The sequence below is a fragment of the Massilia sp. FBCC-B171 genome (assembly GCF_059134155.1).
This window is the reverse complement of record NZ_CP101443.1, coordinates 3,054,094-3,069,488: the sequence shown is the minus strand read 5'-3', so window position 1 is coordinate 3,069,488 and position 15,395 is coordinate 3,054,094. Positions and strand designations below refer to the sequence as shown.

The window sequence follows — 15,395 nt, the reverse complement described above, 5'->3', positions numbered from 1 at the left end:
ATTATGGTGGTGGGAAAAGTGGTGCGTGCTAAACCGGTGCGACGCCGAGCGTGGTGCCGCCGCAGACATAGAGCACCTGGCCGGTGACGAAGCCGTTGTCGGGGTCGAGGAAGAACAGGGCGGCGCGCGCCACATCCTCGGGCGTGCCGATGCGTTTGACGACGATGCTGTCAATGATGCGCTGCGTCTGCGGCGCGCCTTCCGGATTGCTGTTCCTGAATAGTTCGGTGGCGATCGGGCCGGGCGCAACGGCATTGACCGTGATACCGTCGGCGCCCAGCTCTTGCGCCAGCGTGCGCGTCAGGCCAATCAAACCGGCCTTGGTGGCGGAATACACGATGCGTTCGGGTTTGCCCAGCGCCGCACGCGAGGCCATGTTGACGATGCGCCCGCGTCCGGAGGCGCGCAGGGCGGGCAGGCAAGCCTGCACCAGGATGATGGGCGCGCGCAGATGCAGGCCAACGACGTCGTCGAGGTCGGCCATGCTGGCGGTGGCTATGCTGCCGGGGCGGGTGGCGCCGGCGTTGTTGACCAGGGCCGTGACCGCGTAAGTGGCGGCGATATGGCGGGCGGCGGCTTCGATCTCGCCCTGTCTGGTCAGGTCGGCCTGCAGGGAGGCGAGCCGGTCATGGCCCCAGTTCGGCGCCTTGTAGTCGAGGTTGACGACGCTGCGGCCCTGCGCCAGCAGCGCTTCGCAAATGGCCCGGCCGATGCCGGAGCTGCCGCCGGTGACAAGGGCGACTTCCTGTGCTTCGCTCATGCATGCGTCTCCTGAAAGGGCATGATGGGATAGTAGCATGTCAGGTTGCCTGATGAGGGGCGGCAGCGCGTCAGTATTCCCGGCTATGCTGGCTCGGCATGCTCCACCAGCAACTGCACCTTGGTCACCCCGTTGTACTCGTTCGCGTCGAGCCTGAACGCGACACGCGCCCGTTCGCCCAGCGCATCGGTACACCCGAACCAGATCGCATCGTAGCGCCGCCCATTACGCTCGAGCAGCAGCTTCAGGTGTTTCTCCTTCAGGATGCGCTGGCTCAGCACGCGGAACTCGTCGCAGAACACCGGCGGGGCGAAGCCCTGGCCCCAGACCTGGCCGTCCATCAGTTCGATGAAGGCGGTGGTATAGAACTCGTCTTCCAGCGGGCCGTCGGTTTCCACCACGCGTTCGAGCTGGGCCTGGGTCAGCCAGGCGCGCCCGACCGCTTCAAACGCTTCCTGGAAGGGCTCGAAACACTCGGCCTTCATCGTCAGGCCCGCCGCCATCGCGTGGCCGCCGAACTTGTCGATCAGGCCAGGGACGCGTTTTGAAACCAGGTCCAGCGCGTCGCGCATGTGAAAGCCCGGGATCGAACGTCCCGAGCCCTTGATCAGGCCGGGGCCGCCGGGCGCGAAGGTGATCGTCGGGCGGAAGAATTTCTCTTTCAGACGCGAGGCCACGATGCCGATCACGCCCTGGTGCCAGCCGTCGTCGAAGACGGTGATGGTGCTGCTGTCGCTCGGCTGGAAGTCGTCCAGGTGCAGGAGCGCCGTGTCCTGCATGTCGGCCTCGATCTCGCGGCGCTTGAGGTTGATCTCGTTGAGCTGCTGGGCGATCGCCCAGGCGCGGCCTTCGTCGTCGGTGGTCAGGCATTCGATCCCGAGCGCCATGTCCTGCAGGCGGCCGGCGGCGTTCAGGCGCGGGCCGAGGGCGAAGCCAAGGTCGAAAGGCGAGGCGCAGCGCGCTTCGCGGCCGGCGACCCGGAACAGCGCCGCCACGCCCGCATGCATGCGGCCCGCGCGCATGCGCTTGATGCCCTGGGCGACCAGGATGCGGTTGTTGGCGTCCAGCTTCACCACGTCGGCCACGGTGCCGAGGGCCACCAGGTCGAGCAGGTTGTCGAGCTTGGGCTGGGTCTGGGCATCGAACACGCCGCGCCGGCGCAGCTCTGCGCGCAGGGCCAGCAAAACATAAAAGACCACGCCGACGCCGGCCAGGTGCTTGCTCGGGAAGCCGCACTCGGGCTGGTTCGGATTCACGATCACACGCGCCGGCGGCAGGAAGTCTCCCGGCAGGTGATGGTCGGTGACGACGACGTCGATGCCGCGCCGGTTTGCCTCGATCACGCCGTCGACGCTGGCGATGCCGTTGTCGACCGTGACGATGATGTCGGGCGCCTTTTCGTTCGCGGTCAGCTCGACGATCTCGGGCGTGAGGCCGTACCCGTGCACCACGCGGTCGGGCACGATGTAGTCGACGTTCGCGCCCATCGCGCGCAGGCCGCGCAGCGCGGTGGCGCAGGCGGTGGCGCCGTCGCAGTCGTAGTCGGCGACGATGGTCATCTTCTTGCCGGCGGCAATGGCGTCGGCCAGGAACACGGCGGCGGCGTCGATGTGTTTCAGGCCGCTCGGCGGCACCAGGGCCGAGAGTTCGCAGGACAGTTCGCGCGCATCGACCAGGCCGCGCGCCGCGTAAATACGGGCCAGAACAGGGTGCACGCCGCCCTGGCGCAGCATTTCGGACTGGCGGAAGGGGCAGGGGCGGGTGGAAATGCGGGTAATCAAAGCGTTACTCTCAAAGCAGTCGGTCCAGGGTAGGGCGGCGCCAGAAAGTGCGTTGCGCCAGGGCGGTGGTAGAGAATTCGGCATGCGCGTCGCGGTGGCTCAGCACCAGCGACACCTTGCGCACGCGGCCCTTCATCAATGCATCCAGGATGGGGGCGAACAGCGCAGCTTCAAGCTGCTGCAGCTGGGCGATCCAGCCGCCCCAGTCGGCGCTGACCGCGTACGGCGCCGGGCTGGCGCAATACAGGATGGTGTCGCCGGCCGTGCTGCCCGCGAACTGCGCCAGGTCCTTTACCAGTGTGTCGGCCAGGGCGGCAATGCCGCCGTGCGCATCGAAGGCCGCCAGCTTGGGCAGACCCGCGGCCGGCACGGCGCCGGCCGCGGCCGCGCCCCAGATCCAGAACGCGTTCACCGGCGCCTGGCGCCGCGCTTCGCGCGCAGCATTTACCGGATGCGTGTGCCAGGCGATCTGCACGTCGTTCTGCAGGCGGCGGAAGGCCGCCGCCCGGGTCCCGACCGGCATCCAGTCGGTCAGGTCCATGCCAAGGGCCGCATCCGGGGTCGAGGTGTCGAGCCCGGCCCAGTCGTCGGCGCGCATGAACCAGGTCTGGGCGTCGCCATAGACGAGGGCATGGCCGGCTTCCTCGAAATACGGCAGGGCGGTATCGAACAGGGCGCGGCTGTCGTCATCGGGCAGACGCAGCTTGGCCGGGTCGCCCATCATCAGGTGGGTGCGTGCGATTTCGATATGCACCGGATTGAGAATGAACCAGGTGCCGTCCTCTTGCGTGAGGCCGCAGGCGCGCATCGCGGCGGCGGCAAATGCCGGGCGGCCGGCATCGGCCAGGCCGAGCGCGCGCGCCAGCCATTGCTCGTGCGGCAAGGCGCGCACCGTATCGTCGAGCGGCACGCGCGCGTGGCTGCTGGTGCGCGTGAGCAGGCTGGCCAGGGCCGGCGCATCGAGGGCGCGCACCAGGTCGGGGGCGAATTCGGGAATCGGGAGGGCGAAAGGCAGGACGAGCGTGATCTGGGACATGCCGTGATTGTAGGCGAAATGGGGTCCGACCGGCACAGCACCTGGCTGCTTCCTGCGAGCATTGGTGGCCTGGCGCACTGTCATGGATGAGCTTTGTGTGGCAAACTGCGGGTCGGTTGTCAAATACTTACATTCATGAGCATTGTCTACAAGCTGCCGTTCGAAGCCCTGGTCGGGTTGCGCTATACGCGCGCCGGCAAGCGCAGCGGCCGCAACCGCTTCATTTCCTTCATTTCGATGATCTCGGTGGCCGGCATCGCCCTCGGCGTGGCCGCCCTGATCGTCGTGCTGTCGGTGATGAACGGTTTTCAAAAGGAAGTCACCGACCGCATGCTGTCGGTGCTGGCCCATATCGAAATCTACGACGTGCGCGGCGCCATGCCCGACTGGCGCGCCGCCGGGCGTGACGCCGCGCGCAACCCGCAAGTCGTGGCCGCCGCACCCTTCGCCGACGTGCAGGGCATGCTGCTGCGCGATGGCGTGATGAAGCCGGCGCTCCTGCGCGGCATCCTGCCGGCCGAGGAAGCGAAGGTCTCGGAAGTGGCGCACCAGATGCGCAAGGGCAGCCTGGACACACTCACGCCCGGCTCGATGAACGTCGTGCTGGGCAGCGCGCTGGCCAAGTCGCTCGAAGTGACGGTAGGCGAGCGCGTGACCATGTTGCTGGGCAGCGCCACCGGCAGCGGCGGCGGCGCCCCTGGTGCGCCGCGCAGCCAGACCTTTACGGTGAGCGGCATTTTCGAAGCCGGCCACTACGAATTCGATTCCACGCTCGCTTTTGCCCATCTCGACGACGCCGTCACGGCCGCCCGCATCGAGGGCCCCGCCGGCCTGCGCCTGCGCCTGCGCGACATGCACCAGGCGCCGCAAGTGGCGGCCGACTTGCGGCGCAGCCTGTCGAACGAACTCGTCATGCGCGACTGGTCGCAGGTCAACACGATCTGGTTCGCCGCCGTGCAGTCGCAAAAGCGCATGATGTTCATCATCCTGGCGATGATCATCGCGGTGGCCGCTTTCAACCTGGTGTCCACGCTGGTCATGACAGTCAAGGACAAGCAGTCCGACATCGCGATTTTGCGCACCCTGGGCGCCTCGCCGCGATCGATCATGAAGATCTTCATCGTGCAGGGCACGCTGGTCGGCCTGCTGGGCAGCCTGCTGGGCGTGGCCTTGGGTGTCACTGTGGCGCTGAACGTCGACATCATCGTGCCGGCCATCGAGCGCGTGCTCGGCGTCCAGTTCCTGTCGAAAGAGATCTACCTGATCAGCGAGATCCCGTCGGAACTGCGCTGGCCGGACGTGGCGAGCATCGGCGGCCTGGCGGTGCTGCTGGCCTTCCTCTCGACCCTGTACCCGAGCTGGGCCGCCGCGCGCATCAATCCCGCGCAGGCGCTGCGCTACGAATGACTTTTATGTATACACGCTGCACACGATGAGCATTCTTCACAAACTCCCCTTCGAGTGGCTGGTCGGCCTGCGCTACAGCCGCGCCGGCAAAGGCAGCGACGGCAATGGTAACGGCGGCGGCTTCATCTCCTTCATTTCGCTGATCTCGGTGGCCGGCATCGCGCTGGGCGTGGCGGCGCTGATCATCGTGCTGTCGGTGATGAACGGCTTCCAGAAGCAGGTCACCGACCGCATGCTGTCGGTGCTGGCGCATATCGAAGTCTTCGATGCGCAAGGCAGCATGCCGCAGTGGGAAAGTGCTGCGAAGGAAGCGCTGCGCAACCCGGCCGTGCTGGGCGCGGCGCCCTTCGTGCAGAGCGAAGCGCTGCTGCAGCAGGCCGACGGCACGATGCGTCCCGCCGTCATCCGCGGCATCCTGCCCGAAGCGGAACGCAATGTCTCGGATATGGCCAACACCATGCGCGTGGGCCGGCTCGAGTCGCTCACGCCGGGCAGCTTCAACATCGTGCTCGGCTACACGCTGGCCGGCGCCCTGAACCTGCGCATTGGCGACAAGGTGACGATGCTGCTGGCGCAGGCCCAGGCCACGCCCGCCGGGCTGCTGCCGCGCATGCGCACCTTCACCGTCTCGGGCATCTTCGAAGCGGGCCATGCGGAGTTCGATGCCAGCATGGCCTTCATCAGCCTGGTCGACGCGGAGAAAATGGAGCGCCTGCCGGCGCCGGCGGGCCTGCGCCTGCGGGTGCGCGACATGCATGCCGCGCCCCAGGTGGCCCAGGAACTGAAGCAGTCGATGTCGGGCGACCTGGTCATGCGCGACTGGTCCAAGCTCAACGCCATGTGGTTCGGCGCCGTGCAGACCGAGAAGAAGATGATGTTCATTATCCTGACGCTGATCGTCACGGTGGCGGCCTTCAACCTCGTCTCCACGCTGGTCATGACCGTGACCGACAAGCAGGCCGACATCGCGATCTTGCGCACGCTCGGCGCTTCGCCGCAGTCGATCATGAAGATCTTCATGGTGCAAGGTGCGGTCGCGGGACTGCTCGGCACGCTGCTTGGCGTGGGCGGCGGGGTGCTGGTCGCGCTGAACATCGACGTCATCGTTCCATTCATTGAACAGTTATTGGGAGTGCAGTTCTTGTCCAAGGATATTTACCAATTCACGGCCGTGCCATCCGACCTGCGCTGGCCGGACGTGGCGCGCATCGGCGTCGTCGCCGTGATCCTCGCCTTCGCCGCCACCCTGTATCCAAGCTGGTCCGCTTCGCGCGTGAAACCGGCGGAGGCGCTGCGTTATGAGTGATGCCACGAATATGCCCGTCCTTGCCTGCCGCGGCCTGAGCAAGACCTTCAAGCAGGGCGACTATGCGGTGCAGGTGCTCGAGAAGATCGACTTTGCCATCCACCGCGGCGAACGGGTCGCCATCGTCGGCGCCTCCGGCTCGGGCAAGTCGACCCTGCTGCACCTGCTGGGCGGGCTCGATACGCCGACCGAAGGCTCGGTGACCCTGCTTGGGGAAGACTTCGCCACCCTGTCCGAAACCCGGCGCGGTGAGCTGCGTAATTCCTCGCTCGGCTTCGTCTACCAGTTCCACCACCTGCTGCCGGAATTCTCGGCGCTCGACAACGTGGCCATGCCGCTGCGTATCCGGCGCGAGAAGCACGCCAAGGCGGTGGAGCAGGCACAGGCCATCCTGGCCCGCGTGGGCCTGGCCAAGCGCGTCGTGCACCGTCCGGGCGAACTGTCCGGCGGCGAACGCCAGCGCGTGGCCCTGGCCCGTGCCCTGGTCACGGGACCTGCCTGCGTGCTGGCCGACGAGCCGACCGGTAACCTCGACCACACGACGGCGCTGGTCATCTTCGACCTGATGCTGGAACTCTCGCGCACCCTCGGCACGGCCTTTGTCATCGTCACCCACGACATGGAACTGGCGCGCCGCTGCGACCGCGCGCTGCGCCTGACCGAACACGGGCTGGTGCCGCTGGAAGATTAAACTTATGTGGATCGACACCCACTGTCACCTGGATGCGCACGAATTCGGCGATGCCTCGCTCGACATCGCGCGCCAGGCCGGTTCAAACGGGGTGTCGATGATCGTGATCCCGGCGGTCGACCGCGGCAATTTCGACACCGTCGCCAGCCTTGCGCAGGCGGCGCCGAACGCCTGCTATGCGCTCGGCATCCACCCGATCTATGTACCGCAGGCGCGCGACGAAGATTTGATCGTGCTGCGCGCCGCCGTCGAAGTGGCGATGGGCGACCCGCGTTTCGTTGCCATCGGCGAGATTGGCCTGGACTTCTTCATTCCCCTGCTGTGCGAACCGGCCATGCGCGAGAAGCAGGAACGCTTCTTTCGCGAGCAGCTGCGCATCGCGCGCGATTTCGGTTTGCCGGTGCTGACCCATGTGCGCCGCTCCCAGGACCAGGTCCTGAAACACCTGCGCCAGGTCACGCCGCCGGGCGGCATCGCCCACGCCTTCAACGGCAGCGAGCAGCAGGCAAACACCTTCATCAAGCTCGGCATGCACCTCGGGTTCGGCGGCGCCATGACGTTTACGCGCGCGCTCCAGATCCGGCGCCTGGCGAGCAGCCTGCCGCTGGACCGGATCGTGCTCGAGACCGATGCACCCGACATCTCCCCAAGCTGGATCCACCCCGGGCGCAACAGCCCGGAACAGCTGCCGTCGATCGGCGCGGCCCTGGCCGAACTGCGCGGGGTGGATGCTGCCGAGGTGGCAACGTCGGCCTGGCGCAGTTCGCTAGCCGCCATTCCGCGCCTCGCAGCGCTGCTGCCCTAAAAAACACGCAATCCGGCTGAACCTTTTGCGCTGGCCGGACTCGGCTGTGTGCGCATACAGATGAGTGTCGACGCAGTGCTAAGTTCGCGACATTCTGCCCGGACACGATGATGCTGCGCAACCGTGAAATGTCGGGTTCGTGTGACCATGGCTCTTTCGGCATGGGAGACGACATTGGACAGCGCAAGTGCCTTCCTGCGGGTGTTGCGGCACGAACAGTCGCTGAGCACGGCACACCGTGCGTTGCGCCTGCGCCTCGCCCATGCGGAAGGACTGCGTGAGGACGTCCTGCTTCCGCAGCAGTTCACGGGCACGGAAGCGATTTGCGGCGGCATCGACTACCGCATCGCCTGCGTCTCGAGCGACCCGGCGCTGCCGCTCAAGCAGTTCATCGCGCTGCCGGCCGAACTCCAGATCGTCACCGACCGCGGCGCCTTGCGCAGCGTGTGCGGGATCGTGGTCGAAGCGCGCTCCGGCGACAGCGACGGCGGCCTTACCACTTACCAGCTGGTGCTGCGCGACGCGCTGGCGATCATGGAAAAGCGCGTCAACAGCCGCATCTTCCGCAACCTCAATGAGCTGGCCATCGTCCAGGTGCTGTTCGACGAATGGCGCCATGCGAACGCGGTGCTGGCCGGGGCCTTCGAATACGAATTCGACGCGCTGCTCGACCAGGCCCAGTACCCGGCGCGCGAACAGACCATGCAGTACAACGAATCCGACGCCGCCTTCGTGCGCCGCCTGCTGCGCCGGCGCGGCATCTCCTGGTGCGTGCGCCCGAAACGCAGCCGCGCCAGCACGGTCGACCCGCTGCATGACCGCATTCCTGCCCACACGCTGGTGCTGTTCGCCGACGCCGGCACGCTGCCGGAAAACGCCGCCGGCACCGTGCGCTACCACCGCGACGACGCCACCGAAACGCGCGACACCATCACCGCCTGGAGCGCGGCGCGCAGCCTGCAGAGCGGCGCCGCGGCGCGCCACAGCTGGGACTACAAGCAGCCGGGCGGCAGCGGCTTCATGGCCACCAGCACGCGCGCCGGTTTCGACCAGGGCGCGCACGGCAATGCGCTCGCCGCCAGCCTCGACGACTACCTGGTCGAGGCGCCGCATGCGGGCAACGACATCGAGGACAGCCTGCGCCTGGGCCAGCTGCGCATGGCGCGCCACGGCTTCGAGGCGAAGTGCTTTCACGGCGAAGGCACGGTGCGCGACTTCTGCGCCGGCCAGTACTTCAGGCTGACCGAGCATCCCGAGATCGATACCCACCCCGAAGAAGAGCGCGAATTCCTGATCACCGAACTGCAGGCCAGCGTGCGCAACAACCTGCCGGGAGACATGTCGACCCGCATCGAGCACCTGCTCGCCAAGAACGGCTGGGGCGCGCCGCTGGGCGGCGCCCAGGTCGCGGTGCGCTTCACCGCCGTGCGGCGCGGCGTGCCGGTGGTGCCGGCCTTCGACGCGCGCCTCGACCTGCCGCATCCGCAGCTGCAAAGCGCGATCGTGGTCGGCCCGGCGAACGAGGAAGTCCATTGCGACAGCCTGGGCCGCGTCAAGATCCGCTTTCCCGGCATGCGCACAGTCGATCACGAACACGCGCACGGCGCCGGCGCATCCAGCTCGCCGCTCGATTCGGCCTGGGTGCGGGTCGCCTCGAACTGGGCGGGCAGCGGGTCGGGCAGCCAGGAGCAGTGCGGAACGGTGAGCTTGCCGCGCGTCGGCAGCGAGGTGCTGGTCGCCTTCCTCGGCGGCGATCCGGACAAGCCGATCGTGCTGGCCCAGCTGTTCAACGGCCACGCCGTGCCGCCGGCACTGAGCCCGCACGGCGACCTTCCCGGCAACCGCTACCTGGCGGGCCTGCGCAGCCGCGAGATCGGCGGGGGCCGCGGCAGCCAGCTGCGCTTCGACGACACGCGCGGCCAGATCAGCGCCCAGCTGGCGAGCGACCATGCGGCCTCGGAACTGAACCTCGGCTGGCTGACGCGCCCGCGCGCCAACGGCGAAGGCGAAGCACGCGGCGAAGGGGCCGAACTGCGCAGCGAGCACGCGGTAGCGATCCGCGGGCGCAGGGGCGTGCTGGTCAGCGCCGAAGACGCGAGCGGCGACGCCGGCCGCCAGATGGCGCGCAGCAGCCTGATCGGCCTGACGGAACTGATGCAAAGCGTGGTCGACGAAATGGCCCGGCTCGCCGAGCAGCATGCCGGCGACGAGCAAAGCACGGGGCGGCTGGCCGAACTGGCCGACAAGCTCAAACACTGGGAAGATGGCAGCAACACCACGCCCGGCGCCGGCGGCGGCGCGCCGATCGTCGCCGTCACCGCGCCGGCCGGCATGCTGCTGGCGAGCCAGGACAATGTCGCGCTCGGGTCGGAAAAAAAGGTCGACATCGTCAGCGGCGGCGACGCCGAGATTGCGGCCGGGCGCAACGTCTTCCTGCGCGCGGCGCGCGGCATCAGCGCGTTTGCGCAGGCCATCGGCATCAAGCTGGTCGCCGCGCGCGGCAATATCGCACTCGAGGCGCACCAGGGCGGGATCGAGATCAAGTCCTCCGGGCGCATCAGCCTGATCTCTTCGGAAGCGATCCACATCGAGGCCCCGGTCGTACGCATCGTCTCGAAAGGCGCCCAAACCGAATGGGCGGACGGCGTGATCGAGCAGCAAAGCGCCGGCAAGCATGTGGTCAAGGCCGCCGCGATCGTGCACGGCGGGCCGGGGGGAGGGGTGCCGACGACGCTTGATTTTGCGGGGTCGAAGATTCGGGCGGATGAACGTGTCGTCCTGCGCCACAGGCAGACCCTCGAGCCGATCGCGCACCAGCGCTACATTGCCTACCTCGACGACGGCAGCACCGTCAGCGGCACCAGCGACGAGGCTGGGCGCACCCAGCTGGTCACCACCGCAACCCTCGGACCGGTGCGCTTCGAACTGTTTCCCTGAACCCCATCCCGCACCGTCCCCATGAGCGAACCGACCAGGCCACTTCCGCCGCCATCCCCCTTGCCCGGCGGCGGCTGGGCGGTCGATGCCTTCACCTCGTCGACCGAGTACAAAATAATGGGGCTGGCCCTGGTGCCCACGGACCGTGTTGTGCCGGTCATCTTTGTGCCCGGCATCATGGGCACGAATCTGCGGGCGAAGCGCACGCCGCGGCCGAACAGTCCGGTCAACGAGAAGAACGCGAAGGTCGCGTCCGGCGGCGTGGTGTGGCGTCCGCCGAATGGCATGAAGGAAGGACTGAACGCTTCAGATCAATGGAAGACTGTTTCGCCGGCAGACCGCCAGAGACTGTTTGATGGTCCGACGCTGGAGGTCGACGATCGCGGCGCCGTCATGCTGGAGGACGCCACCTACGGCTATGTCCTCACGTCGGCCGAGGCGCGCGCCCGCGGGTGGGGCGAAGTCCATGCCGACTCGTACGGCGCCTTGCTGGACGCGCTGGAGATACGCCTGAACCATACCTTCGAGCCCGACTACCAAGGTAAGGGCAGCGTCCCCCGCAAGCACTGGCAGGACGTGATGGCCTGCCCGCCGGCGAATTGGGGGCTGCGCGAATTCGAGCCGCTGACCCTGGCCCATCTTAAAAAACATGCGCAGTACAATTATCCGGTGTACGCCGTCGGCTACAACTGGCTCGACGATTGCGAACTGTCGTCGCACAGGCTCGAGCAGCGCATCCTTGAAATTATCGCCTTCTGGGCTGGGGCGAAACGGCGCTGCGACCGGGTGATCCTGGTTACGCATTCGATGGGAGGCCTGGTCGCGCGCACCTGCGCCAGGCGCATTCCAGACAAGATCGCTGGCGTCATTCACGGCGTCATGCCGGCGCTGGGTGCGCCGGCGGCCTATCGCCGCCTGGCCTGCGGTACCGAAAGTTCGAGTCCGGACAACGGCCCGCTCGACGACCTGGCAGCCTCTAGATTGGCGCTGATCCTGGGCGAAACGACCGAGAAGACCACGCCTGTGCTGTCGACTTCGCCAGGGGCGCTGGAACTCCTGCCGAATCATCAGTATCCCGGGCCATGGCTGCATGTCCGCGTCATGACGGGCGTCGCAACACCGCCGGCAAGCAGTGGCGGGCACACCAATGTCGCGGGCCACGGCCCGGCAACGCGTGACTGTCTGCACCTTCCGAGCAGCAGGGCGCCGAACCCCTACGACCTTTACCGCGACGTGAATTCCTGGTATCGGCTGATCAATCCGGCATTGGCTGATCCCGCTGGCAAATACAAAAAGAAACCGGGTGGGGTGGAAAAAGCAATCAAAGAAGCAATTGAGACAGCCGAGCGATTTCACCGATCCCTGGGCGACTACTACCACCCAAATACCTATGCGTTCTACGGCGACGATCAGCACAAGCGCGCATACGGCCAGGTACGCTGGGTCGCCTGGCAGCAGTCGGGGGCGGCGACCGTCGTCACGGCGATCAACGTCGGCGCAGCCGGCTTCCTCGGCCACACGGAGCTGGGCCAGCGGCGCGTGCGCGTGGAAGGCAAGGCGGACCTGCTGTTCGCGCTCGAGCAGCAGGACGCCCGCGGCGACGGCACGGTCCCGCACCAATCGGGCACGGGGCCGCGGGGCAAGGTCAGGCAGGTGTTCGCGACCCAGGGCTACGACCACCAGGGCTCGTACAAGCACTCCGACATGCTCATGCTGACGCTGCGCCTGGTGGTAAAGATTGTTCAGGAGATGCCGTGAAGCCCTGGCGGCGGCGAGGGCTGGCGCTGCTGCTGGCCGGCGTTGTCATTGCCTCACTTGCGAGCGCCTGGGCCGTCGGCGAAGTAAAACAGCGCGCTGTGGCGCAGCGGGATAACGACAAGGTGGCGCGCATGACCCAGAAAATGATGACATTGTGCATCGGCAGGTTCTTGATCGACCTGCCGCAAGAGACGCGCCTTGAGCTGCGGGGGCCACGTATCGACGGCTTCGACATCTCGTCCTTCGACGAGCCGGAGGCCGCTTTTCGAATCCGCCTTGCACAGCGCGAGGCGGAACTGCTGGCCAAGCCGGACCGGCTGGGCGGCAAAAAAAACCTTGAGTCGGTGACGGAAGTAAAGACGGACAACGGCGTCCTCGGCAAGATATTCGTCCACAGCCGGACGGTGATGGAAGGCACCCAAGCAAGGGGCTTGGAACTGGAACGCTACCGATATGAAGGTGTTGCGATCGAAGCCCTGGTGCATGGGCAGGGCGTGAGCTTCGATCTGTCGGCAGGCGATTACGAACCCAGCCTGATCGAAAACTTGCCCAGGCTGGTCGCCAAGCTGGTGCCGAACCCCCACAACAAAATCCCGACGGAATCAGGCTTCTGCATCGATCGCGCCTGGTTCCGCGATCCGCTGACCGCTGACCAGGGCGAAGAAATCATGATGTCCGCCCAGTTGCCGAGCCACCCGGATTTCGAGTTCCTGACCATTCTGGCCGCCGGGAACAAGCCCGACAAGCAAAGCTTGCTCGAGAGGTCGGCGGCCACGCAGACAATATCGACACTGGCCGAACGGTGGCGCATATCGAGTTTGCGCGCAGCACCGCGAACGATTGGCGGCATCACCGGCGATGAACTGGTCAAGCGTGTCACCGAGATGAATGATACCGTCGGTTATTCTTTCTGGTGGGAGGTTAACGGAACCCAAGGCAACGTTTTCGTTCCGCACTTTGTTTTCAAAATGACGACCGGCGAAGGCGACAATGGACCGGTTCCTACTTCCATGTCGGAAGACGCCGCCATGGCGCTGTGGGACAAAATTTCTTCCAGCATCCGGTTGCGCCCTGCAGAACCGCCCAAACCTGTCGTCGTCGAACCGTCGCCGACGCCGCTCGGCACCTACGCCTGGGCCGGCGACCGCTGCCCCGAAAGCGGCTGGTGGTCCTGCAGCGCTGGCGGAAACGGCGTCGGCGTACTGGGTGGGCAGCGCCAGTACATCAAGAAGGGCGAGCGCATGCCGCAGGCGCTGTTGCTGCCGCCGCAGACCCTGTGGGAAAAGCTCAGGGGCGTGCAGCCGAGTTTTGAATCGCAGACCCAGACCTCGTGGAAGCTGGTCGACAAGCGGAACCGCAAGCGCGTGCCTGCGCAGGTGCCGCTGGCGCAGGCGACGCCCGCCGCGGCGGCCAGTATCACGACGACCGGTGCTGGTCCCAGCATCATGGAGCAGCAGGGCGTACCCGTCGGCAGCTTTGCGGCCACAGGGATTCCCTGTCCTGCCAGCGGCTGGTGGCATTGCGAAGATCCCCGTGCGCTCGATGGCACGCGCTGGTTCGCGCGAGGGAGTTTGCTGCCGTCGGCAACCTTCGCTGTGCCGCCTGATGCCTTCGGCCGTTCGGCGAACGCCGCGACGACAATCGAGCGCCGCGGAGCGTGGCGGCTGGTAAGGCTTGGGGAGGCTCCGTTCCAGGCGGGCAGTGCCGACACTGGGGAATCGAGTTGAAGCGCCCGACCGGTGGAGAAATCGCGAAATTCGCCTGCATCATTGCGGTCGCCAGTGTGGCCGGCCTGGCGTCGGACCGAATGTGGGATGCCCAAGTGACGCGCCGGGAGCGACTTGAAATTGAGGGCCGGGACCAAGGTGAGCTTGCACGAATGACCAGAAAAATGAGAACGATATGCGTTGGCAGGTTCTTGATCGACTTGCCCGAAGAGGCGAAGGTCGAATTGCGTGAGATGCGTATCGATGGGTTTCATATTGTGTCCTTCGAAGAGCCGGAGGCGGACTTCCGGGCCCGGCTCATCCAGCGGGAGGCTCGTCTACGCGATACCCCGGACCGGCTCGGAGGGGAAAATCACCTCGAATCGGTCAGGCATGTAAAAACAGAGAACGGGGTAGTCGGCAAGATGTTTGTACACGGCCGGACAGTCAAGGAAGGCACGCGATTGAGGGGCCCTGAACTCGAAAACTACCGCTTCGAAGGTATTGCAGTCGAGGCGCTGGTCCATGCGGAAGGCATGAGCTTCGAAGTAGTGGCAGACAAATACGACCCTGACCTGATCGAAAACCTGCCCCGTCTGCTCGCCAAGTTGGTGCCAAACCGCGGCGATCGTCCGCCCACGGGGCCAGGATATTGTGTATACCACGCGTGGTTGCGTGACCCGCTCACTGCCGATCAGAACGAACGACTCATGATGCATGCTGAATTTCCGACGCACCCCGATATCGATTTCCGGCTAGATGTCATGGCTGGCGCGAGGCCCCAAGGCCCGGGGCTACTTGCCAGAATTGCCGAAGGGTACACGAGCCGGTCGCATGCAGAAGAGCACGGGCTGTTCCGGCTGCGTGCAGCGCCGAGAACGATCGCCGGCATTGCTGGCGAGGAGGTGGTGGATGAGTTCGACCGGCTCAATAATGTTTTTGTCCAGCATTTTCGGTGGGAAGTTCCCGGAACGGCTGACAACGTACTGATCCCTAGCTTTACTTTGACGATGGAAACTGGACACGCCGTGGGCGAACCAGTCTCGTCATCGTTGTCGCAAAAGGCGGCGGTCGCCTTGTGGGACACCATCTCGTCCAGCATACGCTTTCATACACCCGAACCGGCAAAGGTCGTACCCGCTGTGTCGCCCGCCATCGGGCCGGCGTCGACACTGCGCCAGCCCGAGTCCTGACAGTCCCGCTTCCAT

11 protein-coding genes are annotated in these 15,395 nt (G+C 66.1%); 8 read left to right on the top strand and 3 right to left on the bottom strand.

The features are described from left to right. Nucleotides 1–28: 28 nt before the first annotated feature. The 3 genes from NMB41_RS13880 to NMB41_RS13870 form a co-directional block, all read right to left on the bottom strand. On the bottom strand, nt 29–760 hold the full coding sequence (locus tag NMB41_RS13880) for an SDR family NAD(P)-dependent oxidoreductase (protein WP_494378402.1): 732 nt from the start codon (nt 758–760) through the stop codon (nt 29–31). A gap of 83 nt (nt 761–843) precedes the next feature. Further along, entirely contained in the window at nt 844–2,538 is a 1,695-nt protein-coding gene (recJ, locus tag NMB41_RS13875; RefSeq protein ID WP_494382841.1) for a single-stranded-DNA-specific exonuclease RecJ, read from the bottom strand. Nucleotides 2,539–2,551: 13 nt separating this feature from the next. Further along, on the bottom strand, nt 2,552–3,577 hold the full coding sequence (locus tag NMB41_RS13870) for a hypothetical protein (protein WP_494378401.1): 1,026 nt from the start codon (nt 3,575–3,577) through the stop codon (nt 2,552–2,554). 135 nt (nt 3,578–3,712) lie between these two features. Here NMB41_RS13870 and NMB41_RS13865 point away from each other — a divergent pair, with 135 nt between their 5' ends. From NMB41_RS13865 to NMB41_RS13830, 8 genes are all read left to right on the top strand, one after another. Beyond that, nucleotides 3,713–4,984, top strand: coding sequence for a lipoprotein-releasing ABC transporter permease subunit (locus NMB41_RS13865; protein ID WP_494378400.1), 1,272 nt, complete (start codon nt 3,713–3,715; stop codon nt 4,982–4,984). Between the two features lie 25 nt (nt 4,985–5,009). Continuing rightward, nucleotides 5,010–6,290, top strand: a complete 1,281-nt coding sequence (locus NMB41_RS13860) for a lipoprotein-releasing ABC transporter permease subunit (protein ID WP_494378399.1) — start codon at nt 5,010–5,012, stop codon at nt 6,288–6,290. Beyond that, a complete protein-coding gene (lolD, locus tag NMB41_RS13855; protein ID WP_494378398.1) occupies nt 6,283–6,981 on the top strand; it encodes a lipoprotein-releasing ABC transporter ATP-binding protein LolD in 699 nt (232 codons plus the stop codon). Before NMB41_RS13860 ends, lolD begins: the two co-directional genes overlap by 8 nt. Nucleotides 6,982–6,985: 4 nt before the next feature. Further along, nucleotides 6,986–7,786, top strand: coding sequence for a TatD family hydrolase (locus tag NMB41_RS13850; protein ID WP_494378397.1), 801 nt, complete (start codon nt 6,986–6,988; stop codon nt 7,784–7,786). A gap of 174 nt (nt 7,787–7,960) precedes the next feature. Further along, on the top strand, nt 7,961–10,723 hold the full coding sequence (locus NMB41_RS13845; RefSeq protein WP_494378396.1) for a type VI secretion system Vgr family protein: 2,763 nt from the start codon (nt 7,961–7,963) through the stop codon (nt 10,721–10,723). Between the two features lie 21 nt (nt 10,724–10,744). Beyond that, nucleotides 10,745–12,481, top strand: coding sequence for an esterase/lipase family protein (locus tag NMB41_RS13840; protein ID WP_494378395.1), 1,737 nt, complete (start codon nt 10,745–10,747; stop codon nt 12,479–12,481). Continuing rightward, complete coding sequence (locus NMB41_RS13835) at nt 12,478–14,208, top strand: T6SS immunity protein Tli4 family protein (protein ID WP_494378394.1); 1,731 nt, start codon at nt 12,478–12,480, stop codon at nt 14,206–14,208. The genes NMB41_RS13840 and NMB41_RS13835 overlap by 4 nt, the downstream gene beginning before the upstream one ends. Further along, complete coding sequence (locus NMB41_RS13830) at nt 14,205–15,380, top strand: T6SS immunity protein Tli4 family protein (RefSeq protein ID WP_494378393.1); 1,176 nt, start codon at nt 14,205–14,207, stop codon at nt 15,378–15,380. Before NMB41_RS13835 ends, NMB41_RS13830 begins: the two co-directional genes overlap by 4 nt. Nucleotides 15,381–15,395: the final 15 nt, after the last annotated feature.

Bases quoted from the DNA above. Each gene is read 5' to 3' on its own strand.
- NMB41_RS13880 (WP_494378402.1), bottom strand. From the start codon at position 760: ATGAGCGAAGCACAGGAAGTCGCCCTTGTCACCGGCGGCAGCTCCGGC.
- NMB41_RS13870 (WP_494378401.1), bottom strand. From the start codon at position 3,577: ATGTCCCAGATCACGCTCGTCCTGCCTTTCGCCCTCCCGATTCCCGAA.
- NMB41_RS13865 (WP_494378400.1), top strand. From the start codon at position 3,713: ATGAGCATTGTCTACAAGCTGCCGTTCGAAGCCCTGGTCGGGTTGCGC.
- NMB41_RS13860 (WP_494378399.1), top strand. From the start codon at position 5,010: ATGAGCATTCTTCACAAACTCCCCTTCGAGTGGCTGGTCGGCCTGCGC.
- lolD (WP_494378398.1), top strand. From the start codon at position 6,283: ATGAGTGATGCCACGAATATGCCCGTCCTTGCCTGCCGCGGCCTGAGC.
- NMB41_RS13850 (WP_494378397.1), top strand. From the start codon at position 6,986: ATGTGGATCGACACCCACTGTCACCTGGATGCGCACGAATTCGGCGAT.
- NMB41_RS13840 (WP_494378395.1), top strand. From the start codon at position 10,745: ATGAGCGAACCGACCAGGCCACTTCCGCCGCCATCCCCCTTGCCCGGC.